Genomic DNA, 22,283 nt, shown 5'->3' on the forward strand with positions numbered 1-22,283 from the left:
TTCTTGCGGTTTTACCTATCAATGCGCGCATGAAACGTCTTATCACACTTTTAGTGTTCATCGGCTTGGCTGCCGTTGGTTTTTTACAATTTAACACTACAGACGCTAAACCACCCCACGCTCCCATTACAGTAGAAGAACAAGAATCAGCAGCCGTTACGGCTGAAGGTGTGGGCGCACTTGGGCGCATTGAGCCACGCTCGCGAGTCATTCGCCTTTCGCATGATGCGGGACCAGACGGTGCACGCGTTGAAGTATTGCACGTTGAAGAGGGCCAAGATGTTAAGCAGGGCGACATCATCGTTACCTTTAGTGACCATGGGCGCAAGCTTGCGGCCCTAGAGACTGCCAAAGCACAAATTGACGTGATTCGTGGGCGTATCAGCGCACAAGAGGCGGAACGCAACACTGCCAGCCGCGAGGCGGAGCGCTATCGCAAGCTTGCCCAAACCAGTGCTGTATCCATTGCCCGCAAGGAAGAGGCTGAGAATCGACTGAATCAAGCCGTTGCCAACATCCGCGCGCTGAATGCTGAGCTTACCGCAACGAATTCGCAAGTGAAACTGGCGGAGGAAGAAGTAAAGCAAACGCAAGTTACCGCGCCTATTGACGGTACAATCCTCAAAATCCACACGCGGCAAGGTGAGCGCGTGGGCGATAACGGAGTGGCGGATATTGCTAATCTGACACAACTAGATGCTGTAGCAGAGGTGTATGAGCGTGATATCGCGCGCGTCAAAACTGGCCAAGAAGCCGAGATCACCATTCGCGGTATGGACGCGCCAATCACGGGAAGCGTGCGTGAGCTTGGATTCCAAGTATTCAAGAATGATTTGAATAATACTGACCCGCTCGCCAACCGCGATAATCGCATCATTGAAGTGCGCATCACTATCAATGCCGCAGATGTGCAATTGCTGCGCAACATGATGTATCGTCAGGTGGATGTACGTATCCTACCATGAAGTTAGGCACGACATTACGACTCGCCGCACGCCTAGCATGGCGACAACTGATTCATGAACGCAGCAAATTGATTGCCGCCGTGCTTGGCGTGTTATTTGCTACCCTGCTCGTTTTCATGCAGCAGGGGTTCCGCGACTCACTGTACGATACGGCGGCCAGCGCTCCTAAAAAACTTGATGGCGATATTTTTATTCTTCATCGCCAGACAGAAGCACTGTGGCGCACCGTGCAGTTTGAACGTCCTGAGTTGATGCGCACCTTGTCGCACCCCGACGTGAAAGATGTGACCCCTGTATATATTGGCCAAGCGCCGTGGAAAAATCCCGTTACCAGAGGTAAGCGCACCTTGATGGTATGGGGTGCAGACCCGTATTCGGGCGCATTCAATGGTGCAGAGGTGGTTCCATACGCACCCCTGCTGGTGCAGTCAGACAATATTCTTTTCGACCGCGCTTCGCGGCCTGAATTCGGCCCCGTGGCCGAACTTTTGGAGAAAGGAAATGTCTACAGCGAAATTAATGATCGGCGCGTGCATGTGGTTGGGTTGGTTCGCATCGGCACCAGTTTCGCTGCAGATGGAAATGTCATCACCAGCGACCAGAACTTCTTTCGTATGTTCCCTATGCGTTCGCCTAGCATGGTAGATATTGGCGCGGTACGCCTGAAGGAAGGCGCAGACTTAAACCGCGTAAAACGCGACCTTGAGGCATTGATGGATGAGAACGTCTATGTCTTCACCTATGATGAATTACGCCAGTTTGAATTAACCTATTGGCAAAATGGTGCGCCAATCGGCTTTATTTTCGGCATGGGCATGGTGATGGGCCTCGTGGTCGGCATGGTGATTGTGTACCAAATTCTTTTCACCGATATCATGAATCACCTTAGCGAATATGCGACGCTTAAAGCGATGGGCTATCCGCACCTCTACCTCGTTTGCGTGGTGTTTGCTGAGGCAATGATCCTTGCACTGCTTGGGTTCTTCCCTGGCATGATTGCGAGCTTAGGCCTTTACGACTTGGCAGAATCCTTCACCTATATTCCAATGCCTATGCCACTGGACAAAATCATCAACGTCTTCGTGATGATTTTTGTGATGTGTTTTGTCTCTGGGCTTTTTGCTATCAAACGCCTGCGTAAGGCCAACCCTGCGGATATGTTCTAATGAGCGTCGTCAAGGTTCAACATCTCAATCACTATTACGGCGAGGACGAGCTGCGCTTTCAAGTACTGAAGGACGTGTCACTCACCATTAATCCGGGCGAGGTTACGATTCTTACTGGCCCCTCTGGTTCGGGGAAAACCACACTGTTAACGCTTATTGGCGGGTTACGCAAAGCCGAGGAAGGCAGCGTAAACGTCATGGGAAGCGAACTGGTACATAGTAGCGAAGCAACACGCGTGTCGGTGCGTCGGCATATTGGTTTCATTTTCCAGCAGCACAATTTGATTACCGCCCTCACCGCCGAGCAAAATGTCTGCATGGCATTGGAGTTGAATGACCGTCTCAGTGAAGCTGAGCGAAAGAAGCGTGCTGCCGAAATGTTGCGAGAAGTAGGGCTCGGCGACAGGATGAACTTTAAACCCGCAAAATTATCGGGCGGGCAACGCCAGCGTGTCTCGATTGCACGTGCGTTAGCCAATGACCCAAAACTGATTCTCGCGGATGAACCCACCGCATCACTCGATAAAGCGAATGGGCAAGAAGCGGTGCGCTTACTGCGCAAACTAGCGCAAGAAAAAGGCTGCGCGATTCTACTCGTCACCCATGATTATCGTATTCTCGACATGGCCGAACGTATCATCGAACTTGAAGATGGGCGGATTACCCAGAAGACTTAAGCAGCGTCGGCCTGCTGGCTTGGGTGGGCTTTCTTGAAAGCATCTAACTGCTCGCATGCATTAGAGATACGCACGATGGTGGGGTACGGCGTCAGGTCGAGTTCGAAGCGCCGCGCATTGAACATTTGCGGTACTAAGCAGCAATCAGCAATCGTGGGGTACTCACCCGCGCAATAGGTTCCCGTATGCGGGCTGCGCGTCAAGAATGACTCTAGCGCGGTGAAGCCATCAGCAATCCAGTGTTGAATCCATTGCGTTTTGACGAAGTGGTCACTTGCGCCGAAATGCGCCTTCAAGAATTTGCGGATTTTGAGGTTATTGATGGCAGAGATATCGCCAGCAATCAGTAACGCTATTGCACGTGCATGGGCACGCGCTAACGGTTCTTTTGGCAGAATCGCAGGATTAGGGTGCGTCTCCTCCAGATATTCCATGATGGCGATGGATTGTGCCAGCACTTCACCCTTCACCTCAAGGCTTGGCACCATTCTCTGCGGATTGATTTTCGCATATTCCGCATCCAGATGTTTATCCTTCGTGAGATCGTGATAGCTATACTCCGCCGCTATACCCTTCAAGTTCATGGCGATGCGCACGCGGTATGAGGCGCTGGATTGGAAGTAGGTGTGGAGCTTCATTATGCTGCAGCTTTCTTGTATTGGTACTGCACTAGTTTTTGCTCAATCGTGCCAAAAATCGACGCGCCGTTTTTATCGAGCATCTCGATTTTGACGTGTTCACCAAATTTCATGAATGGTGTGCTGACCTTGTCTGTATCGAGTTTCTCGAGCGTTTGCTGCTCTACAATACACGATGAGCCCACGCTTCTATCTTTATTCGAAACCGTGCCCGAACCTAATATGGTGCCTGCGCCTAAATAGCGTGTTTTGGCGGCATGTGCGACGAGTGTCGGGAAATCAAACACCATGTCGACACCACAATTCGGATTACCAAAAAGCTTGCCATTTCGGTGCGTGATGAGTGGCAGATGAATCTTACCACCGTCCCATGCATCACCAAGCTCGTCGGGCGTGACGGCAACGGGTGAGAATGCTGTTGCAGGTTTCGCATTCAAAAAGCCGAAGCCTTTTTGCATTTCTTCTTTGGCGACATAGCGCAGTGAAACGTCATTCACCAGCATGAGCAATTTAATGTGATTACGTGCATCGGCAGGGTTAACGCCCATCGGCACATCGTCGGTTACCACGGCGATTTCACTTTCAAAATCGATACCCCACGCTTCGTCAGCCAGTGGGATGTCGTCATGCGCACCGAGCAGAATATCGCCCGCGCCCTGATACATGAGCGGGTCGGTCCAGAAGCTTGGTGGCATTTCCACGCCACGCGCTTTGCGCACTAGCTCAACGTGATTCACGTAAGCCGATGCATCGAGCCATTGGTAGGCGCGCGGAATAGGCGCTGCGAGATCTTTGATTTTGAGCGAGAAAGCATTTGGCTCTTTGCCCGCATTGAGCAACTTGTAGATATTCTCAAGCTGCGGGGCGAGCTTCGCCCAGTTATCGAGAGCTTCCTGCATCGTCTCAGCGATGTCGGCGACTTTGGTGGCGGTTTTTAAATCCTTGGATACGACAATCAGCGTACCATCACGACCATTCTTAAGGCTTCCTAATTTCATGCTTCTCTCCAAGACAAGGGGTAGTCTTTCCATTCGGTGGTTTTGATATCATCGGCAATCTCTACCGTTTCACGCGTGTCTATCATTACCGCGACTTCGTCGAGCATTTTTGGTGCGTCGGTCGGTTTGCGTTTTGCGTCAGCTTCTTCGGCCAATTTGAAGGCCTTGGGGTGCGGGCCATGCGCAAAGCCTGCGGGATGCAAGGTGACCATGCCGGGTTTGATATTATCGCGGCTGAAGAATTCACCATGATGGTAGAAAATGATTTCGTCGAAATCATTGTTCGAATGATAAAATGGCACCTTCAATGCATTGGGATCCATTTCCGCAGGGCGTGGCGCGAAGGTACAGACCACGAAGCGATTGCCAACGAATGTCGTGTGTGCAGATGGCGGCAAGTGATAGCGGTGGCTCATGAGCGGCCTGATATCGCGCCAGTTGATGCGCACGGGCAAATTATCGCCATGCCAACCCGTTACGTCGAGCGGGTTGAACGGGTAGGTCACGGTGGTGAATTTCCCTGCGCGGCGCATTACCACATTCCATTCCTTATTGTCCTGCTGCGCTTTGTAGGCGTCGTTCAGCTCGGGAACATCCAGCATCGCGGGGTCGAAAATCGCGTGGTCACCCACGAGACCTTTCTCGGGCAAGCGGTAGCCGTCATATTTCGATTCGATGAGCAGAATCTCGCTTTTGCCTTTCGATTCGATGCGCCATTTGGCACCGCGCGGCATGGTGATGTAGTCACCCGCTTTATAAGCGAGGTGACCGAAATCGCAGAACACATCCCCTTCTCCGCTATGGATGAACAGCAGCTCGTCACTTTCTGCATTCGTTACGAGATGATCCATCTTGCCACTCGTTACCCACCAACGCACGCTACAGGTGCTGTTGGAGAACATGGGCACTGCGTTCCATGGCGTATTGCTGATTGACGAGAGTTTATTCAAATCGAACGCATAGGGGCGCAAATCCCCTTCCCATTTCACCCAGCCTGTAGGCTTGTGTGCATGGTGCAGATGGGTGCATGGTCCAAAGAATCCTTCGCGCCCGAACTCGCGCTCGAACGTGCCTTTAGGCAAGTCGCAATGGGCCTGACGTGAAGCCGTGCCCGCCACGCGCGGAAAGCTGATATATTTGCGGCTCATGCCTTCTCCTTCAGTACACCACGGCGCACTTGGTCGTCCTCGATCGATTGGAAGAGTGCGCGGAAGTTACCTTCGCCGAAGCCTTCATTGCCCTTGCGTTGAATGATCTCGAAGAAGAGCGGACCAATCACCGTGTTGGTAAAAATCTGCAGCAACAACTCTTCGGGCTTGTCCTTATCCATGGCCTCACCATCGATAAGAATTTTGTTCTTGCGCATACGCGCCAGATCTTCACCATGGTTTGGCACGCGTTCATTCACGCGGTCATAATAGGTGTCTTTGGTGTCCATGAAGTCGACGCCTTTGGTGCGCAGCAATTCGACCGTTGCATAGATATCGGTTGAGCCCAGCGCGATATGCTGAATCCCCTCGCCGTTATGCAGTTTCAGATATTCCTCGATCTGCGATTTATCGTCGGAGGATTCGTTGATAGGAATACGGATATTGCCGTCTGGGCTGGTGAGCGCACGTGATTTGAGGCCCGTTTGCTTGCCCTGAATATCGAAGTAACGGATTTCGCGGAAGTTGAAGAGCTTCTCATAAAAACCTGCCCACTTGTCCATATTGCCTTGGAAAACATTGTGCGTGAGGTGGTCAATGTATGTCAGGCCAGCACCTTTGGGGTTGCGGTCCACGCCATCGAAGAACTTAAAATCGATATCGTAGATGCTGCCATTATCGCCGTAACGATCGACGAGATAGACGAGCGAGCCACCAATGCCCTTGAGAGCGGGAATGGAAAGTTCCATGGGCCCTGCAGTGGATTCCACCACTTCCGCACCTAGTTCTTTAGCGCGCTTGAACGCATAGGCCGCGTCTTTGACACGAAACGCCATAGCGTTGGCGGAAGCACCATGCTCGTCGGTGAAAAGTTTGGCTTGGCCATTGGGCTCGGCATTCAGAATGAAGTTGATGTCGCCCTGACGATAGAGCGTCACGTTCTTGCGACGGTGCTTGGCAACGGCGATGAAGCCGAGACTTTCAAAGAGTTTTGCCAGTTTCTCTGGTTCTTTCGACGCGTATTCGACGAATTCAAAACCGTCCGTACCCATAGGGTTTGGGAAGGGTTCGTTTTTCATTGCGGCATGTGCCATGGGGTTTCTCCTGCTGGAATAGGGTTGCAACATAGCGCTGTTGCAGCGCACTGGCAACCCTTTGCCTTGGAAACTCCGTGTGTTATAGTGCGACGCAATAGGAGTGCATATGCGCGCAGAAATTGGGTTTGAGTTAAGGGGTGATTATTCGAACGTGAACCCCGAGGATATGAGTTGTAGCTTTAAGTGGGAGTCGTTCAACGAAGACCATCACGCCATGTGGCGGTTCCTGCTTCAGCGCATCATGCCAGAGCTTCAAAACCGCGCCTGCCAAGAATATCTCGATGGGGTGGCGCTGCTCGACTTCGCGGGCGAGAACGGCATTCCCAACTATGACCGCATCAGCGAGCGACTCACAGCACGCACGGGCTGGAAACTCATTACCGTTCCCGGATTGATTCCTGCCGAGATGTTTTTTGCGCATTTGGCTAAACGCCAATTCCCCGTCACCACCTTCATTCGCAAGCCCGAGGAAATCGATTATCTGGTCGAGCCTGATATTTTTCACGACATGTTTGGGCATGTGCCGATGTTGGCGCACCCCGTATTTGCCGATTATTTCCATGCGTTTGGTGAAGGCGGCATGAAAGCCCACCAGCATGGTTATTTGCCGTATCTGGAAACACTCTATTGGTTCACGGTGGAGTTCGGGCTGATTAATACGCCCAAGGGTCGTCGCATTTATGGTTCGGGCATCACCAGCTCGATGGGTGAATCGAAATATTGCTTAAGCGAGGCGCCTAAGCATGTAGCCTTTGATGTGAAGCGCATCATGCGCCAGCAATACCGCATTGACACCTTCCAGAACCCGTATTTTGTCATTGATAGCTTTGAGCAGCTATTAGAGGCCACCAAGCCTGATTTCTTACCTATTTACAAAGAGATAGCTGCCAAAGAGTCGGTCGGTGTGGGTAGCATATTACCCAGCGATATTCTGTTCCAAAAGGGCCAAGATTAACGGCTGATTGTCACGGTATCTTCACACTCCCAATCCCCTGATTTTGCTAAATTTGAAGGTGGAAAGGAGTGGTTATCGCACTGGATACTTCACAGATAACCCGCGAACGAAACGCGCCTGCACAGCTTGCAGCGAGCCCTGACCTACGTTCAGAATCTGGCGAGAAACGCTTCATTACCGAAGGTGAAAAACGTTTTAACTGGCTAACTTATACAGGCGTGAATTATGGCCTGAATGTGGCGCTTAGCCTTATTGCTGTGTATTGGGCAAACCGCACCCATACAGGTACGGCAGCACGTGGCTGGTGGAAAAAGCAGTGGGATAAAATTCCAGGCATCAGCGATAAGTTGGCGGATACATGGTCGAACCGCAGCTTCTTCCTGACGGGTGGATTTGCGGTGCTTTTACCTGTGAAATGGCTGGAAGATGCGCGCTCTGAACTCGTGCATAAATACAACCGCGAGATTTATGGGGAACGTGCTGACACTGACCCTGTTATTCAACAGGCGGAACGTGATTTGGCAGATGCACCGCGCCAAGGCTGGACGTCGATTATCAGTAGCCGTGTGTTGTCGCTCATTCCGTTTTATTTCTTCACTGGGTTTGTGTGGGATAAAGCCAGCAAACTTTCCAAGTTAACGAATGAAAGTGTCTATGTTGATAAACCTATCATCGCTGCTAGTCGCTGGATTGGTAAAACCATTTCCAAGGTTACGGGCGATACGAAAACCCTAGATGCAATTACTGATCTAGAGCGCACGGCGCCTGGTGTTTTCAAAGATGGTGTTGAAGTTGTGGGGCGTGATCCCAACCGCGTGGCATGGCCATATTATTTCATCAATGAAGCGATTACATCGTGGATGGTTGCCGCCGCCATGTTCCCGATTACGCGTATTGTGGCGCCGTTTACGGATGGTGAATACCGCAAAGAACAAAAAGAGAAAAAACAGCCGCCAGTAGAAGAAGTTGCTGTTTCTACACATGCGCCACGCACGCATATTTCTGCACGCGAGAAAGATTATCAGCAGCGCGTTGAGTCAGCACCGCAGCAGCAAGCACTGGCTAAATAAGCCCGAATTTCTTTCCGACTTTTTCAAATGTTTTGAGTGCGAAGTCGATTTGCGCATCCGTTAAGCTTGCACAGATTTGCATACGCAAACGTGCCGTGCCTTCAGGTACAACGGGGTAACCAAAGCCCGTGATGAAGATGCCTTCATTGAGTAATTCCTGACTCATCTTAATTGCAAAAGCCGTATCGCCTAAAATAATCGGAATCACTGCTGATTCGCCATCATGCGGTTTGAAGCCGAGTTTTTTCAGGCCTTCACGCATCTTTGCAGTGAGCGCATGGAGGCGCGCGACACGCTCTGGCTCGCGGTTTAGAATCTCAATCGCTTTACAGGCACTTGCAGCGATGGTTGCTGGCAGCGCATTCGAGAAAAGTTGCGGGCGCGACACTTGGTTGAGGTACGTAATGAGCGCCTTGGAGCCTGCAACATATCCGCCTGCTGCACCACCGAGCGCTTTACCCAGCGTGCCTGTGTAAATGTCGATGTCCTTCTCTACGCCGAAATGTTCAGCGCAGCCACGACCATGTTTACCCATCACGCCTACGCCATGGGAATCATCGAGAATGATGATGGCATTATATGCACGTGCGAGCTTCACGATCGCGGGGAGGTTTGCAATGTCGCCTTCCATGCTAAAGACACCGTCGGTCACGATGAAGATGCGGCGCGCACCTTTTGCTTCCTTCAGCTTGGCTTCGAGTTCCGCCATGTCAGAGTGCGCGTAAATCATGCGCTTGGCTTTGCTCATGCGGCAGCCGTCAATCAGCGATGCGTGATTGAGTGCATCGGAAATCAGCACATCCTCAGCGCCAGCAATTGATGGCATCAAGCCGGTATTTGCCGCCCAGCACGAAACATAGGTGAGCGACGCCTCGGTGCTATGGAGTTTTGCAATCGCTGATTCGATTTTGTCGTGGATATCAAACGTACCGCAAATGAAGCGCACAGACGCAGTGCCCGCACCATATTTGCTCAGCGCCTCCTGCCCTGCTTGGATGACTTCAGTGTGGTTGGCAAGGCCAAGATAGTTGTTCGAAGAGAGCACGAGAATATCACCCGACTTCTCTTGCATGTGCACCTTAGTGTCCATCGGCCCCGTGAGGTGGCGGAAGGTTTTGAGCGTGCCTGCTTGCGTCAGCGTTTCAATTTCAGACTTTAATTGTGCGTCGAAATTACTCATAGCATGCTCCAATCCAGAATCACTTTGCCGCTATTGCCCGAGCGCATGATATCGAAACCCTTTTGGAATTCGTTGTAGGGAAAACGATGTGTGATGATAGGCGTGATATCGAGACCGCTTTCTAGCATCATACTCAGTTTGTACCATGTCTCGAACATCAGGCGACCATATATGCCTTTAATGGTAAGGCCTTTGAATACCACCGCGTCCCAATCAATGGCCGTGTTATCGGGTTGAATGCCAAGCATGGCAATCTTACCGCCATGCGCCATGTTACCAATCATTTGCGACAGCGCTTTAGGGTTGCCCGACATTTCCAAACCCACGTCGAAGCCTTCGGTCATACCAAGTTGGTCGGCGACATCTTCCAGTTTCTGCTTGGTGATATTGACGGTGGTGGCACCCATCTTTCTTGCGAGATCCAAGCGATATTCGTTCATATCGGTTATCACCACGTGGCGCGCCCCCGCCTTTTTCACCATGCCGACCGCCATCGCGCCAATAGGGCCCGCGCCTGTAATCAGCACGTCTTCGCCCACCAAGTCATAGCTAAGCGCAGTGTGCGCCGCATTACCAAGCGGGTCAAAAATGGCGTAATGCTCTAACGGAATTTCTTCACTGCATTTCCAAACATTGAGCGCGGGCACCACGACATATTCAGCGAAGGCGCCGTTACGGTTCACACCAACCCCCAAAGTATTCGCGCATAAGTGACGACGGCCCGCCATACAATTACGGCAATAGCCACAAACGATGTGCCCTTCGGCGGAGACCAAATCCCCCACTTCAATATGCTGGACGTTGCTGCCCACTGCCTCGACACGGCCAACGAATTCATGACCCGCCACCATGGGAACAGGGATGGTTTTTTGCGCCCAGCTATCCCAGTTATAAATATGCACGTCAGTGCCGCAAATACCGGTCATCAGCACTTTGATGCGCACATCGTTGATGCCGTATTCGGGCACGGGCACGTCCTCGAGCCAGATACCTTCCTTCGCGTGCGCTTTGACCAGTGCCTTCATGAAAAACTCCTTATTTTATGCCGTTTTAGCGGAAGTTACCCCCGCACGCAACGGGGTAATTGTAACCCAATCTTCATAATACTAGGGGGGTGGGTTTGCTAGAATACAGGTTGGAGAGACCTATTAGTGAGTACTGAAAAAACAGTTTCAGAATCCTCGGCACGCGCACAGGGCGAAAAGCCTATCGTCACGACTGGCCAGCATATCCATAAGTGGAGCACGTACCTCTCAGTAGATTGGGTATTTAATACACTATGTGGTGTCGGCTTTGCTTATGGAGCAAAATACACCAAGATTGGGCAAAAACTTTGGAGTGGCCCAATTCAGAAAATAGGGACCAAGCTACTAAATCCTTTTTTCAAAAATGATATCGCAAAGGGTGGGGACGAGAGCGTAAAAGCTTTCGATGCACTTAAATATAGCGTTGATAAGTTTGAGACATTCTTCAGCATTATTGCTGGCGGTATGTTTACGATTCCGCCACTCATGGTGCTTGAAGATAAGAAAAATCGTATCGGTATTTCACGCGGGCTTGATGAGATGATTCATGGCAAAGAGAAGGTTGCCAATGATCCGAGATTTGAAGCCTCCTACAAAGCAATTGAGCAAGAACCAACCAAAGATTTTGCCGCAGGCATGACGTCACGTTTTGCCGCGCTCGCGCCTCTGTTGGCTTGGGTGCTGATTCCTAAATCATGGGTTACTAAATCCCCTATATTCAAACCTATTATTGGCGCCAGAACAGCATTCTTTGGCAAACTTGGTGATGTTGTTGATGGCACCGCACGTAAAATGGGTTTCTCAGAGGCAAAGCTGAAAGACGGCATTAAGCTTGATATTCTGCGGGATGCTAACGGCGAAATCAAAATAGGTGAAGTCGCAGTCGATGCAAAAGAAAAATTTGACTACATCACACGCAGCGCCACCCCAATGGATTTTGGTTTAGGTCTGCCTTATGCTGGTCTGCATGCTATCTTTTATAGCATGTTTGCTGGCGGTAAAGAGAAGAAGCCTGAAAAGAATTCGCCTGCTCCCGCGCGTCACACTGAGCAAGAGCACGTGGTTGAAACCACCCATACTCCAAAGGCGAAAGTTCACGAGATTGTAAGCCGTGAGCGCATGGCAGAAGCGCCAAAGCTCGAACATGCGGTAGAGCGCGCTTAAGCGCTACGACGCGGCATAAGCACTGCCACTTCCATTCCCATCACTAATTCATCGCGCTGATTAAATGCTTCGATTTTATATTTCACTACGCCTTTATCGGGGCGTGAATTCGAAGGGCGCGCGGCGATAATCGTAATCGTTGCACGTAACGTATCGCCAGGCTCGACGGCTTTGGGCCAACGCAAATTATCAATTCCTATCCCCACCAAGCCGGTTGCCACTTGTCCAAGCGGGGTATTGCGTAGCTTCTGCCCCATGATAATCGAGGCAGTTTCCCACCCACTTAATACGAGTGCGCCAAATAAACTATCTCGCGCGGCGACGGGGTCGGTGTGGTGTGGCTGAGGGTCATAGCGCTTTGCAAAGGCTAGCGCTTCGGCTTCAGTGGTAGTGTGCGGCTCTGTTTCAAAGCGCTGGCCGACACTGAAATCTTCGAAATAATAGGTGCTCATGTTGCGCTGCATCTAACACGCTTTGCATCGCCCGTGCAACCAGATATGACTCATGCCTCTTATGAATGCTTCTTCTACAACGCTTCATGGCACGCCGTGGCTTGATGGACTCACCATCGGGCAAGCGTTATCGCGCACTGCTGCACGCTTTGCAGAGCGTGATGCGATTATCTTCGCGCAGCAAGGTCTGCGCCTAAATTACCGCGAATATGATGCGAAGGTAACGGAAGTGGCCAAAGGCCTGCTTGCGATGGGCATCAAACCAGGTGAGCATATTGGCGTATGGGCCACGAACATCCCGCAGTGGGTGTTATTACAATACGGCGCCGCACGCGCAGGTATTGTGTTGGTGACCATTAACCCAGCCTATCGCCCGTTCGAACTTTCCTATACGATTGCGCAAAGTGATATTGTCGCGCTGTTCTTGACCGATCAGTTCAAATCCTCCGATTATTATGCGATTTTTACGGAAGCCTGCCCAGAAATCACCAGCGCACATGATGGGATGATTCGCAGCGAGGCATTTCCTAAATTGCGCCTTGCCGCAGCACTCAAGCCCAATGCTCCGAGCGGCTATCTCGCATGGGAAGAGATGCTCAAAGCCAGTCGTAATGTGGATGATGCAACGCTGGAAGCCATCGGTGCAAAACTTAGCGCACATGATGTCATTAATATCCAATATACGTCGGGCACGACGGGTTTTCCCAAAGCGGCGATGCTCACCCATCGCAATATTCTGATGAATGCGTATTATGTGACGGGCTGCCAGAATATTTCCGAGAACGACAGAATGTGCGTTCCCGTGCCTTTCTACCACTGCTTTGGTTGTGTGATGGGCTCGCTAGGCGCAGTTAGCCGTGGCGCGGCGCTGGTCGTGCCTGCGGAATATTTCCAGCCTGCCGCAACGCTCGAGGCTTTGGAGAAAGAACGTTGCACGACCATCTATGGCGTGCCCACCATGTTCGTGGCGATGCTGGATGAAATGAGCAAGCAACCGCGCACCTTACCACAACTGCGAAGTGGGATTATGGCGGGAAGCCCCTGCCCGATTGAGGTGATGAAGAAAGTCATCGACGTCATGAATTGCCGAGAAATCACTATTGCCTATGGTCAGACAGAAACCTCGCCCGTGGTGACACAAAGCCGCACGGATGATTCGGTGGCGTTGCGCGTCGAAACGGTAGGGCGTGAGATTGATGGTGTAGAAATTGAAATTCGCAACCCCGAAACAGGTGTAAAAGTTTCAGATGGTGAACAGGGTGAACTTTGCGCACGTGGCCATACCACGATGCGCGGCTATTACAAAAACCCCGAGGCTACCGCTATCACGATTGATAAAGACGGTTGGGTGCATACCGGTGATCTGGCCATTCGCAGGCCGGATGGCTATTTCAAAATCACGGGACGCCTAAAAGATATGGTGATTCGCGGTGGCGAGAATATTTACCCACGCGAAATTGAAGAGTTCCTCTTCACCCATCCCGACGTTGCGCAAGCGGCAGTGTTTGGTGTGCCAGATGCCAAGTATGGCGAGGAATTATGTGCATGGGTACAGCTCCATCCACAGGCCAAACTGGATGAGGAAACACTGCGTGCATTCTGCAAGAAAAGTCTGGCGCACTATAAAGTGCCCCGTTACATTCAGTTCGTTGACAGCTTTCCAACCACCGTCAGTGGTAAAATTCAGAAATTTAAAATGCGTGAGCAGGTATGTGAAGCGCTGAAATTGCAGGAACAAAAAACCGCTTAAGGAGCGTCCATGGACTACGAATTACCCGATTTACACCAACAACTGCGCGATTCTGTGCGTGCATTTGCCGATAAGGAAATTGCCCCTATCGCCCATCAGCTCGATAAGGAAGAGCGCTTCAGCGAAGCGTTGACGCGCAAAATGGGCGAGCTTGGGCTTTTTGGCATTATCATTCCTGAAGCGTATGGTGGCCACGGGCTTGATTATCTCGCTTATGCCATTGCCTGCGAAGAAGTCGCGCGGGCGGATGGCTCACAAGCGGCTACGATTACCGCGCATAACTCGCTTGGTGTTGGCCCGCTTTATTATTTCGGTAACGAGGAACAGCGTAAAAAATACCTGCCGAAGCTCTGCACGGGCGAGTATGTCTGGGGCTTCGGCCTGACCGAGCCCAATGCAGGTTCGGATTCACGCGGCAGCAAAACCACCGCTAAGAAAGTGGATGGTGGCTGGAAAATTAATGGCTCGAAAATCTTTATCACTAATGCTTCCACTAAAATGAATGCAGGTATTACCGTGCAAGCGGTGAGTGGTTCGCGCGGCGAAGGCAAGCCTGAACTTTCCTGTTTCATAGTAGAAGCAGGCACGAAAGGATTCAGCGCTGAGCCCATGCATGGTAAGTTGATGTGGCGCTCGTCAGATACCTCGACGCTCTATTTCGACGATGTATTTGTGCCAGATGAAAACCTGCTTGGTAAGCAAGGTGACGGTAGCAAACAAATGCTTGCTACACTGGATCGGGGCAAAATCGGCATCGCTGCTATGGGTGTTGGTTGTGCCCAAGGCGCTTACGAAAAAGCATTGGCCTATGCGAAGGAACGTAATCAGTTTGGCCAGCCTATCGCGCGCTTCCAATCGATTGCATTCGCACTAGCCGACATGCATATGAAAATCGAGATGGCGCGTACGTACTTATACAAAGTGTGCCTAATGGCGGATGCTGGCAAGCCCTTCACCAAGGAGGCGGCGATGGCGAAGCTCTACGCTTCGGAAGTGGCTGGGGAAGTCAGCGATATGGCCGTGCAAATCCACGGCGGCTATGGGTTGATGGAAGAATATGGTGTGGCGCGCTTCTGGCGCGATCATCGCTTGCTGCGTATCGGTGAAGGTACGTCGGAGATTCAACGCCTGATTATTTCACGCGCAATTGGTTGCGCAGAATAGGAGCACCTATGTCTGGATTACTCGATGCAGCAAAAACAAATATTGGCTTAGCTGCAACTTTGCAGAACTGGATTGGTGGCAAACACGCTGCCCCAACGGATGGGCAGTATTTTGATAATACCAGCCCGATCACGGGTGAACACTTATGCAAAGTGGCGCGCTCGAATTCTGCCGACATCGACAAGGCACTGGATGCAGCCCATAAAGCCTTTGAAACATGGAGCAAGACCTCACCCGCCGAGCGCAGCAAAATTCTCAATGCGATTGCTGATCGTGTAGAAGCGAATATCGAAAAGCTGGCCCTTGCGGAATGTATCGACATGGGCAAACCCCTGCGCGAAGGGATGGCAGGCGACTTGCCAATGGTTATTGATCATTTCCGCTATTTTGCGGCGATGTGTCGCGGTGAAGAAGGCAGCATTTCAGAGATTGATGCAACCACTGTTGCTTATCACTTCCACGAGCCTATCGGTGTCGTTGGCGCAATTATTCCATGGAATTTCCCGCTCACGCTCATGGCATGGAAATCTGCTCCTGCGCTTGCTGCGGGCTGCACTATCGTAATCAAACCTGCCGAGCAAACACCTATTTCCATCATGCTGTTCATGGAACTGATTGCCGATATTCTGCCACCAGGCGTTATCAATGTGGTGCATGGCTTTGGTGTCGAGGCAGGTAAGGCGCTGGCCACCAGCCCACGCGTGGCGAAGCTGACGTTTACGGGCGAAACTTCCACGGGTAAGCTTATCATGGAATATGCTGCAAAGAATATTGTCCCCGTGACGTTGGAGCTGGGTGGCAAGTCGCCCAATATTTTCTTTGACGACGTGCTAGATGCTGACGATGCCTTTGCAGATAAGTGTCTTGAGGGCTTCGCCATGTTTGCCCTGAATAAAGGTGAGGTCTGCACCTCACCGACACGCGCGCTGGTGCATGAGAAAATTTACGACAAGTTCATGGAACGCGCGATTGCACGTGTGCAAAAAATTACCGTTGGCAATCCGCTTGAACTCACCACGATGATGGGGCCGCAAGCCTCTGCCGAGCAACATAAAAAAGTGCTCTCCTATTTTGATATTGGCAAAAATGAGGGCGCAAAACTGCTTACTGGTGGTAGCCAGCCCAAGCTAGGCGGCGCGCTGGATGCAGGATGCTTCGTATCGCCCACCGTGTTTGAAGGCACGAACAATATGCGCATTTTTCAAGAAGAAATTTTTGGACCCGTGCTTTCAGTCACACGCTTTAAGGATTACGACGATGCGATTCGTATCGCCAATGATTCGCGCTATGGACTTACCGCAGGTGTTTGGACGCGCAGCATTCATGCCGCATATAATGCTAGCCGCGCACTGCAAGCTGGCCGCGTATGGGTGAATTCTTATCACCTCTACCCTACCCATGCCGCGTTTGGTGGCTACAAACAATCGGGCATTGGGCGCGAGAATCACCGCATGATGCTGGGGCATTTCCGCCAAACTAAAAACGTGCTGACCAGCTACAGCCCGAACGCGCTGGGGTTCTTCTAATGCCGGTTATTCATAGTACGTTCAGCGCTTCATCGGCAGAAGCCAAAGAGAATGCCGCATTTCATACTGGGTTGCGTGACGCACTCACCGCACAGATCGAGACAGTGCAGCAAGGTGGCGGTGCGAAATCAGTGGAACGGCATCAGACGCGCGGCAAGTTATTACCACGTGAGCGCGTGGCACGCATTTTGGATGCTGGCTCGCCTTTTCTTGAACTTTCTGCACTTGCTGCGCACGATATGTACGCAAGTGAGGGTGGCGTGCCATCTGCTGGCGTGGTCACGGGTATCGGGCGCGTGCATGGCCGCGAATGCATGTTTGTGGCGAATGATGCTACCGTAAAGGGCGGCACGTATTTCCCTCTCACGGTGAAGAAGCATTTGCGTGCACAAGAAATTGCCCTGCAAAATCGTTTGCCTTGCATCTACCTCGTTGATTCAGGCGGCGCGTTCCTGCCTATGCAAGACGAAGTATTCCCCGATCGCGACCATTTTGGCCGCATTTTCTATAACCAAGCCCGTATGTCGGCTGTCGGCATTCCACAGATTGCGGCGGTGCTTGGCTCCTGCACAGCAGGGGGCGCTTATGTGCCTGCTATGTGCGACGAAAGCGTGATTGTGAAAGAGAATGGCACGATCTTCCTCGCTGGCCCACCACTCGTTAAAGCTGCGACCGGCGAAGATGTTAGCGCACAAGATTTGGGCGGTGCAGAAGTGCACACCTCGCAATCGGGCGTGGCAGACCATTATGCGTCGGATGAACCCGAAGCGCTCAGCACCGTGCGTGATATTGTGCAGCATTTGAATTGGAAAACACCTGCGCGCAATACATCACCGTATGCAGCGCCACTTTACGATGCTTCGGATATTTATGGTATTCTACCTAAAGAATCCACCCGTGTGCCATTCGATGTGCGCGAGATTATCGCACGCTTAGTTGATGGTTCGGAATTCCACGAATTCAAGCGCCGCTATGGGCAAACCATTGTGTGTGGGTTTGCAGCAATTCATGGCGTGCCCGTTGGTATCGTTGCGAATAATGGCATATTGTTCTCAGAGTCCGCGATCAAGGCGACGCACTTTATCGAGCTCTGCGCGCAGCGTTCCATCCCGCTTATTTTCTTGCAGAACATCACGGGCTTCATGGTGGGCAAGAAGTATGAGAGCGAAGGCATCGCCCGTCATGGCGCGAAGATGGTAATGGCGGTGAGTAACGCGAATGTGCCTAAGCTTACCGTGATTATTGGCGGATCCTTTGGTGCAGGAAATTACGGCATGTGTGGCCGTGCGTTTGACCCGCGCTTTTTATGGATGTGGCCGAATGCGCGCACCTCCGTCATGGGCGGTGAGCAAGCGGCTGACGTGCTAACGCGTATTCGCCAAGACGCGCTGGAGAAAGATGGCAAAAAGCTCTCGGCCAAAGAGTTGGATGCCATTCGTGCGCCATTGCTGGAAAAATATGCGCGTGAGAGCAGCGCCTACTATTCGACCGCGCGTCTGTGGGATGATGGTATCATCGACCCTGCCAAAACGCGTGATGTGTTGGGCCTTGCATTGGCAGCCTGCCAAAACGCCCCCATTGAACCCACACGCTTTGGCGTATTCAGGATGTAACATGCAGTATTCGTTCCTTACAGTAGATGTCGATGCACGCGGTGTAGCACTAGTGGGGCTGAACCGCCCCGAAGTGCATAACGCGTTTGATGCCGCATTGATTGGCGAGCTTACGGCTGCATTTGGTGCACTCAATGCCGATGAGTCCGTGCGACTGGCCGTGCTTTATGGGCATGGCAAATCTTTCTGCGCAGGCGGCGATTTGAATTGGATGCGCGCCATGGTCAATTATTCAGTGGAAGAAAACAAAGCAGATAGCCAAAAGCTCTCTGATATGTTCGCCACTATTTCGGGTTTCAGCAAACCATTGATTGGTGTCGTACATGGCAATGCACTTGGTGGTGGCTCAGGACTTGCGGCAGTCTGCGACTATGTGCTGGCAACGGACACAGCGAGTTTTGGCTTTACGGAAACACGTCTTGGATTGCTGCCTGCGGTGATTGGCCCTTATGCGATCGAAAAAATCGGCATTGGTGCAGCGCGCGCCTATTTCATTAGCGGCATGCGTTTTGATGCAGCAACCGCGCAGCGTATTGGCCTCGTTCACCAGATTACATCAGGTGATCAGTTGCCTACAGCGCGAGAGACACTCATTGGTGAGTTCCTAAAGGCTGCACCACAAGCAAGCGTCAAGGCGAAGTCACTCGCACGCACGATGCACGCTTTACCCATCAGCATTCAGCATGACTTAGCGATTGAGGCGATTAGCGATGCACGCGTCAGCGCAGAAGGTCAGGCAGGCATGAAAGCATTGCTGGAAGGTGGCAAGCCACCATGGAGTGCTTCATGACGCGCGCCATCACGCGAGTACTGATTGCGAATCGCGGCGAAATTGCTTGCCGTATTGCCGCCACATGCCGCGTCATGGGTATTGAAACCGTGACTGTGTTTGCTGAAGATGACCGCGACTTACCTCATGCCTCGATTGGTGATCGCGCATGCCTGCTTGAGGGCGATGGGCTAGCGGCTACCTACCTGAACAGCGCCGCCTTGATTGCTGCAGCCAAAGCCAGTGGCGCGGATGCCATTCACCCAGGCTATGGGTTCTTATCCGAAAATGCTGCATTCGCCGATGCGGTTACGAAAGCTGGGTTGACCTTCATTGGCCCATCCGCCGAGGTGATTGCTAAAATGGGCGACAAGGCTGCCTCACGCATTTTATGCAATAAAATTGGCGTGCCTACCGTGCCTGGATATGATGGTGAATCGCGCGACATTAAGATACTTGCGAAGGAAGCTGAGCATATCGGCTACCCCATTTTAGTGAAGGCTGCTGCTGGTGGTGGCGGTAAAGGGATGCGCGTGGTCGAGCACGCAAAGGAATTGGAAGTAGCTTTGCAAGCAGCGCGCGCAGAGGCGAAAAATGCTTTTGGTGATGATCGCGTATTGCTCGAAAAATACCTGCTCACCCCGCGCCATGTGGAGGTGCAGGTATTCTCCGACATGCATGGTAATCATCTGCATTTATATGAACGCGATTGTTCGGTGCAGCGCCGCCATCAGAAGATTATCGAGGAAAGCCCAGCCCCTGCTCTGCCCGATGCGACCCGTCAGGCCATGGCGGCGGAAGCCATCAAGATTACCAAGCATATCGGCTATACGGGCGCGGGCACGATTGAATTTATTATGGATGCGCGCGGTGCATTTTATTTTCTAGAAATGAATACGCGATTGCAGGTTGAACACCCTGTTACGGAAATGGTCACGGGTTTGGATCTAGTGCAATTACAGCTTGAGGTGGCGATGGGCAAAAAGCTGCCATTCACGCAAGCTGATATCGCCCAGCGCGGCCATGCTATCGAGGTACGGCTCTATGCCGAAGACCCTGCGCGTGACTTTATGCCTTCCCCTGGCACGTTGCAGCAATTCAGCTTGCCGCAATTGCCCCGCATTCGCGCAGAAAATGGTTATCGCGCAGGGAATGTGGTTTCGTCACGTTATGACCCGATGATCGCGAAACTCGTCGCATTCGGCACGACGCGCGATGAAGCCATTGCACGACTAAGCGACGCGTTGCAGCGCGCACTAATCAGCGGAGTGACACATAATCGTGATTATTTGCTGCGCGTATTAAATCACCCAGCGTTCGTTGCGGGCAAGGTCTCAACGGATTTCGTCAAAACGCACGGCGCAAGCTTAGCAGAACCAGAATTGCCGACCGATACTGCCGCCGCTTTTGCTGCAGCATATCTTTTGCTGCAAGATGCAGCAATTGGCGTAGCACACTCCACCGAAACGACACAGGAATATTCCGCGTGGACAGATCGTAACGTCGCGGGGATGCGATGAACAAAACGCTCCATATTGGCCATCATCCTATTGCTGTTGAAGCGGTAAATCGTACGCAAAATAGCGTGTCATTTACATGCAATGGAACATCCTATGATTTCCAGTTAGAGCGCTTGAAAGATGGCAGCTATGTGCTTGCCCAGAAGATTTCTGATGGTGTGTGGAAACGCCAGACACTGGCTGCAACACGCACTGCTAAGGGCGCATTGCGCATCGCGCTTACTGGACAAGAATTGCTGGTGGGTGAGCCACGTGCTGGCCGCAGCGCTGCTACGGAAGAGAAGCCGCTTAGCCCACGCGCGCCTATGCCTGGACTGGTTCGCCAGATTTTGGTGAAGGCTGGCGATAAGGTAGCCAATGGCCAAGCATTGGTGGTGATGGAAGCTATGAAGCTACAAATGACGCTTGCTGCTGGCGGCGATGGCATCGTTGAGCGTATCGCGGTGAGCGAGGGCGCGATGGTAGAAGAAGGAGCTGAGCTGGTTGTAGTGACTCAGAAGCGCGCATGAGTGATGCATCCATTACGTTGGTGGAGGTTGGGGCGCGTGATGGCCTGCAGAACGAACCTAATGCTGCAACACTTGATGCGCACACGAAGGCGACCTTCATTCGCATGCTTGCGCAGGCAGGGCTTAAGCGCATTGAGGGCGGCAGCTTTGTGCATCCCAAGGCGGTTCCTGCTATGGCGAATAGTGCAGAAGTTGCCGCATTGTTGCAACCAGTTGAGGCAGATTTCCCTGATGTTATTTTTTCCTATCTCGTGCCGAATCTTAAAGGCCTAGACCGCGCAAAGGACGCGCACGCAAAAGAAGTTGTAGTGTTTTTGGCACTCGCGGAATCCTTCTCGCGCGCCAACATCCAGCAAGGCGTTGATGAGTCCTTTAGTGCGATTGCACCCACGATCGCTGCAGCACGTGCACAAGACATGCGCGTACGCGGTTATATTTCAAATCTCTTTGGTTATAGTGATTACGCATTTACGCCTGCGGATGTGGTGAAACGAACCCACCAACTACTGGAAATGGGCTGTTTTGAAGTGTCGCTTGGCGATACGACGGGTATTGGCACTGCACAAACCACGCGCATGGTATTGGATGCATTGATTACTGCAAACACCCCGCTTGAAAAAGTGGCTATGCACTTCCACGACACATTCGGCAACGCGATTGCCAATGTTGCAGTGTCCTATGAAATGGGTATTCGCGTGTTTGACGCATCAACGGGTGGGCTGGGTGGCTGCCCCTATGCAAATAGCCCGAAGGGTAACCTCGCGATGGAAACCCTCGTCGCATGGGCAACATCCCAGCATATTCGCTGCGATGTGCAGGATATCGCAATGCTGGAAAAAGCTGCTCATTATATGCGCACTGCGCTTGGCAAGTGAGGGTTTTTTCGTTACACACGAT

At 51.9% G+C, this 22,283-nt stretch carries 21 protein-coding genes; 14 read left to right on the top strand and 7 right to left on the bottom strand.

Annotated elements, in window-relative coordinates; genetic code table 11:
* Positions 1 to 29 precede the first annotated feature (29 nt).
* From J0M34_05095 to J0M34_05105, 3 genes are read left to right on the top strand one after another with little or no spacing between them, the layout of a single operon-like run.
* Entirely contained in the window at positions 30 to 965 is a 936-nt protein-coding gene (locus J0M34_05095) for an efflux RND transporter periplasmic adaptor subunit (protein MBN8543623.1), read from the top strand.
* Positions 962 to 2,131 (top strand): FtsX-like permease family protein, encoded by a 1,170-nt coding sequence (locus tag J0M34_05100; protein MBN8543624.1) that lies wholly within the window; start codon positions 962 to 964, stop codon positions 2,129 to 2,131. Before J0M34_05095 ends, J0M34_05100 begins: the two co-directional genes overlap by 4 nt.
* On the top strand, positions 2,131 to 2,808 hold the full coding sequence (locus J0M34_05105) for an ATP-binding cassette domain-containing protein (GenBank protein MBN8543625.1): 678 nt from the start codon (positions 2,131 to 2,133) through the stop codon (positions 2,806 to 2,808). The genes J0M34_05100 and J0M34_05105 overlap by 1 nt, the downstream gene beginning before the upstream one ends.
* Here J0M34_05105 and maiA read toward each other — a convergent pair.
* The 4 genes from maiA to hppD are packed head-to-tail and all read right to left on the bottom strand — an operon-like array spanning position 2,805 to position 6,686.
* Entirely contained in the window at positions 2,805 to 3,446 is a 642-nt protein-coding gene (maiA, locus tag J0M34_05110) for a maleylacetoacetate isomerase (protein MBN8543626.1), read from the bottom strand. The genes J0M34_05105 and maiA overlap by 4 nt on opposite strands.
* On the bottom strand, positions 3,446 to 4,444 hold the full coding sequence (locus J0M34_05115) for a fumarylacetoacetate hydrolase family protein (GenBank protein MBN8543627.1): 999 nt from the start codon (positions 4,442 to 4,444) through the stop codon (positions 3,446 to 3,448). Before J0M34_05115 ends, maiA begins: the two co-directional genes overlap by 1 nt.
* The gene (locus J0M34_05120) at positions 4,441 to 5,592 is read right to left on the bottom strand and encodes a homogentisate 1,2-dioxygenase (GenBank protein ID MBN8543628.1); all 1,152 of its coding nucleotides are present in this window, start codon (positions 5,590 to 5,592) and stop codon (positions 4,441 to 4,443) included. Before J0M34_05120 ends, J0M34_05115 begins: the two co-directional genes overlap by 4 nt.
* Positions 5,589 to 6,686, bottom strand: a complete 1,098-nt coding sequence (gene hppD / locus J0M34_05125; GenBank protein MBN8543629.1) for a 4-hydroxyphenylpyruvate dioxygenase — start codon at positions 6,684 to 6,686, stop codon at positions 5,589 to 5,591. The genes J0M34_05120 and hppD overlap by 4 nt, the downstream gene beginning before the upstream one ends.
* 109 nt (positions 6,687 to 6,795) lie before the next feature.
* Here hppD and J0M34_05130 point away from each other — a divergent pair, with 109 nt between their 5' ends.
* A complete protein-coding gene (locus J0M34_05130; GenBank protein MBN8543630.1) occupies positions 6,796 to 7,644 on the top strand; it encodes a phenylalanine 4-monooxygenase in 849 nt (282 codons plus the stop codon).
* Positions 7,645 to 7,712: 68 nt separating this feature from the next.
* Entirely contained in the window at positions 7,713 to 8,714 is a 1,002-nt protein-coding gene (locus J0M34_05135) for a hypothetical protein (protein MBN8543631.1), read from the top strand.
* On the opposite strand, the gene J0M34_05140 is transcribed toward J0M34_05135, so the two are convergent.
* Entirely contained in the window at positions 8,707 to 9,894 is a 1,188-nt protein-coding gene (locus tag J0M34_05140) for a glycine C-acetyltransferase (protein MBN8543632.1), read from the bottom strand. The genes J0M34_05135 and J0M34_05140 overlap by 8 nt on opposite strands.
* Entirely contained in the window at positions 9,891 to 10,919 is a 1,029-nt protein-coding gene (gene tdh / locus J0M34_05145; protein MBN8543633.1) for an L-threonine 3-dehydrogenase, read from the bottom strand. Before tdh ends, J0M34_05140 begins: the two co-directional genes overlap by 4 nt.
* A gap of 126 nt (positions 10,920 to 11,045) precedes the next feature.
* Between tdh and J0M34_05150 the strand changes: the two genes are divergently transcribed.
* Entirely contained in the window at positions 11,046 to 12,083 is a 1,038-nt protein-coding gene (locus J0M34_05150) for a hypothetical protein (protein MBN8543634.1), read from the top strand.
* Here J0M34_05150 and J0M34_05155 read toward each other — a convergent pair.
* Complete coding sequence (locus tag J0M34_05155; protein ID MBN8543635.1) at positions 12,080 to 12,535, bottom strand: MaoC family dehydratase; 456 nt, start codon at positions 12,533 to 12,535, stop codon at positions 12,080 to 12,082. The genes J0M34_05150 and J0M34_05155 overlap by 4 nt on opposite strands.
* 61 nt (positions 12,536 to 12,596) lie before the next feature.
* Here J0M34_05155 and J0M34_05160 point away from each other — a divergent pair, with 61 nt between their 5' ends.
* Genes J0M34_05160 through J0M34_05195 form a run of 8 tightly spaced genes read left to right on the top strand, consistent with a single transcriptional unit; the run spans position 12,597 to position 22,261 of the window.
* A complete protein-coding gene (locus J0M34_05160) occupies positions 12,597 to 14,285 on the top strand; it encodes an AMP-binding protein (protein ID MBN8543636.1) in 1,689 nt (562 codons plus the stop codon).
* A 9-nt stretch (positions 14,286 to 14,294) separates the two neighbouring features.
* Entirely contained in the window at positions 14,295 to 15,449 is a 1,155-nt protein-coding gene (locus tag J0M34_05165; GenBank protein ID MBN8543637.1) for an acyl-CoA dehydrogenase family protein, read from the top strand.
* Positions 15,450 to 15,457: 8 nt separating this feature from the next.
* Entirely contained in the window at positions 15,458 to 16,975 is a 1,518-nt protein-coding gene (locus tag J0M34_05170) for an aldehyde dehydrogenase family protein (GenBank protein MBN8543638.1), read from the top strand.
* Positions 16,975 to 18,588 (top strand): methylcrotonoyl-CoA carboxylase, encoded by a 1,614-nt coding sequence (locus tag J0M34_05175; GenBank protein MBN8543639.1) that lies wholly within the window; start codon positions 16,975 to 16,977, stop codon positions 18,586 to 18,588. The genes J0M34_05170 and J0M34_05175 overlap by 1 nt, the downstream gene beginning before the upstream one ends.
* A gap of 1 nt (position 18,589) precedes the next feature.
* Positions 18,590 to 19,378 carry an enoyl-CoA hydratase/isomerase family protein gene (locus J0M34_05180; GenBank protein MBN8543640.1) on the top strand — a complete coding sequence of 263 codons (789 nt, stop codon included), beginning with the start codon at positions 18,590 to 18,592 and terminating at the stop codon, positions 19,376 to 19,378.
* Positions 19,375 to 20,877, top strand: a complete 1,503-nt coding sequence (locus tag J0M34_05185; GenBank protein ID MBN8543641.1) for an ATP-grasp domain-containing protein — start codon at positions 19,375 to 19,377, stop codon at positions 20,875 to 20,877. The genes J0M34_05180 and J0M34_05185 overlap by 4 nt, the downstream gene beginning before the upstream one ends.
* A complete protein-coding gene (locus tag J0M34_05190) occupies positions 20,874 to 21,386 on the top strand; it encodes a biotin/lipoyl-binding protein (GenBank protein ID MBN8543642.1) in 513 nt (170 codons plus the stop codon). Before J0M34_05185 ends, J0M34_05190 begins: the two co-directional genes overlap by 4 nt.
* Positions 21,383 to 22,261: a hydroxymethylglutaryl-CoA lyase gene (locus J0M34_05195; GenBank protein MBN8543643.1), complete on the top strand. Its 879-nt coding sequence runs from the start codon at positions 21,383 to 21,385 to the stop codon at positions 22,259 to 22,261. The genes J0M34_05190 and J0M34_05195 overlap by 4 nt, the downstream gene beginning before the upstream one ends.
* Positions 22,262 to 22,283 lie beyond the last annotated feature (22 nt).

This window comes from Alphaproteobacteria bacterium (assembly GCA_017302575.1).
Taxonomy (GTDB): domain Bacteria; phylum Pseudomonadota; class Alphaproteobacteria; order Rickettsiales; family UBA3002; genus JAFLDD01.

Excerpts from the sequence above, each read along its gene's own strand:
- J0M34_05115 (MBN8543627.1), bottom strand. The coding sequence starts at position 4,444 with ATGAAATTAGGAAGCCTTAAGAATGGTCGTGATGGTACGCTGATTGTC.
- J0M34_05170 (MBN8543638.1), top strand. The coding sequence starts at position 15,458 with ATGTCTGGATTACTCGATGCAGCAAAAACAAATATTGGCTTAGCTGCA.
- J0M34_05100 (MBN8543624.1), top strand. The coding sequence starts at position 962 with ATGAAGTTAGGCACGACATTACGACTCGCCGCACGCCTAGCATGGCGA.
- J0M34_05120 (MBN8543628.1), bottom strand. The coding sequence starts at position 5,592 with ATGAGCCGCAAATATATCAGCTTTCCGCGCGTGGCGGGCACGGCTTCA.
- J0M34_05190 (MBN8543642.1), top strand. The coding sequence starts at position 20,874 with ATGAACAAAACGCTCCATATTGGCCATCATCCTATTGCTGTTGAAGCG.
- tdh (MBN8543633.1), bottom strand. The coding sequence starts at position 10,919 with ATGAAGGCACTGGTCAAAGCGCACGCGAAGGAAGGTATCTGGCTCGAG.
- J0M34_05095 (MBN8543623.1), top strand. The coding sequence starts at position 30 with ATGAAACGTCTTATCACACTTTTAGTGTTCATCGGCTTGGCTGCCGTT.
- J0M34_05195 (MBN8543643.1), top strand. The coding sequence starts at position 21,383 with ATGAGTGATGCATCCATTACGTTGGTGGAGGTTGGGGCGCGTGATGGC.
- J0M34_05175 (MBN8543639.1), top strand. The coding sequence starts at position 16,975 with ATGCCGGTTATTCATAGTACGTTCAGCGCTTCATCGGCAGAAGCCAAA.
- J0M34_05165 (MBN8543637.1), top strand. The coding sequence starts at position 14,295 with ATGGACTACGAATTACCCGATTTACACCAACAACTGCGCGATTCTGTG.
- maiA (MBN8543626.1), bottom strand. The coding sequence starts at position 3,446 with ATGAAGCTCCACACCTACTTCCAATCCAGCGCCTCATACCGCGTGCGC.
- J0M34_05105 (MBN8543625.1), top strand. The coding sequence starts at position 2,131 with ATGAGCGTCGTCAAGGTTCAACATCTCAATCACTATTACGGCGAGGAC.
- J0M34_05180 (MBN8543640.1), top strand. The coding sequence starts at position 18,590 with ATGCAGTATTCGTTCCTTACAGTAGATGTCGATGCACGCGGTGTAGCA.
- J0M34_05130 (MBN8543630.1), top strand. The coding sequence starts at position 6,796 with ATGCGCGCAGAAATTGGGTTTGAGTTAAGGGGTGATTATTCGAACGTG.
- J0M34_05155 (MBN8543635.1), bottom strand. The coding sequence starts at position 12,535 with ATGAGCACCTATTATTTCGAAGATTTCAGTGTCGGCCAGCGCTTTGAA.
- hppD (MBN8543629.1), bottom strand. The coding sequence starts at position 6,686 with ATGGCACATGCCGCAATGAAAAACGAACCCTTCCCAAACCCTATGGGT.
- J0M34_05160 (MBN8543636.1), top strand. The coding sequence starts at position 12,597 with ATGAATGCTTCTTCTACAACGCTTCATGGCACGCCGTGGCTTGATGGA.
- J0M34_05185 (MBN8543641.1), top strand. The coding sequence starts at position 19,375 with ATGACGCGCGCCATCACGCGAGTACTGATTGCGAATCGCGGCGAAATT.
- J0M34_05140 (MBN8543632.1), bottom strand. The coding sequence starts at position 9,894 with ATGAGTAATTTCGACGCACAATTAAAGTCTGAAATTGAAACGCTGACG.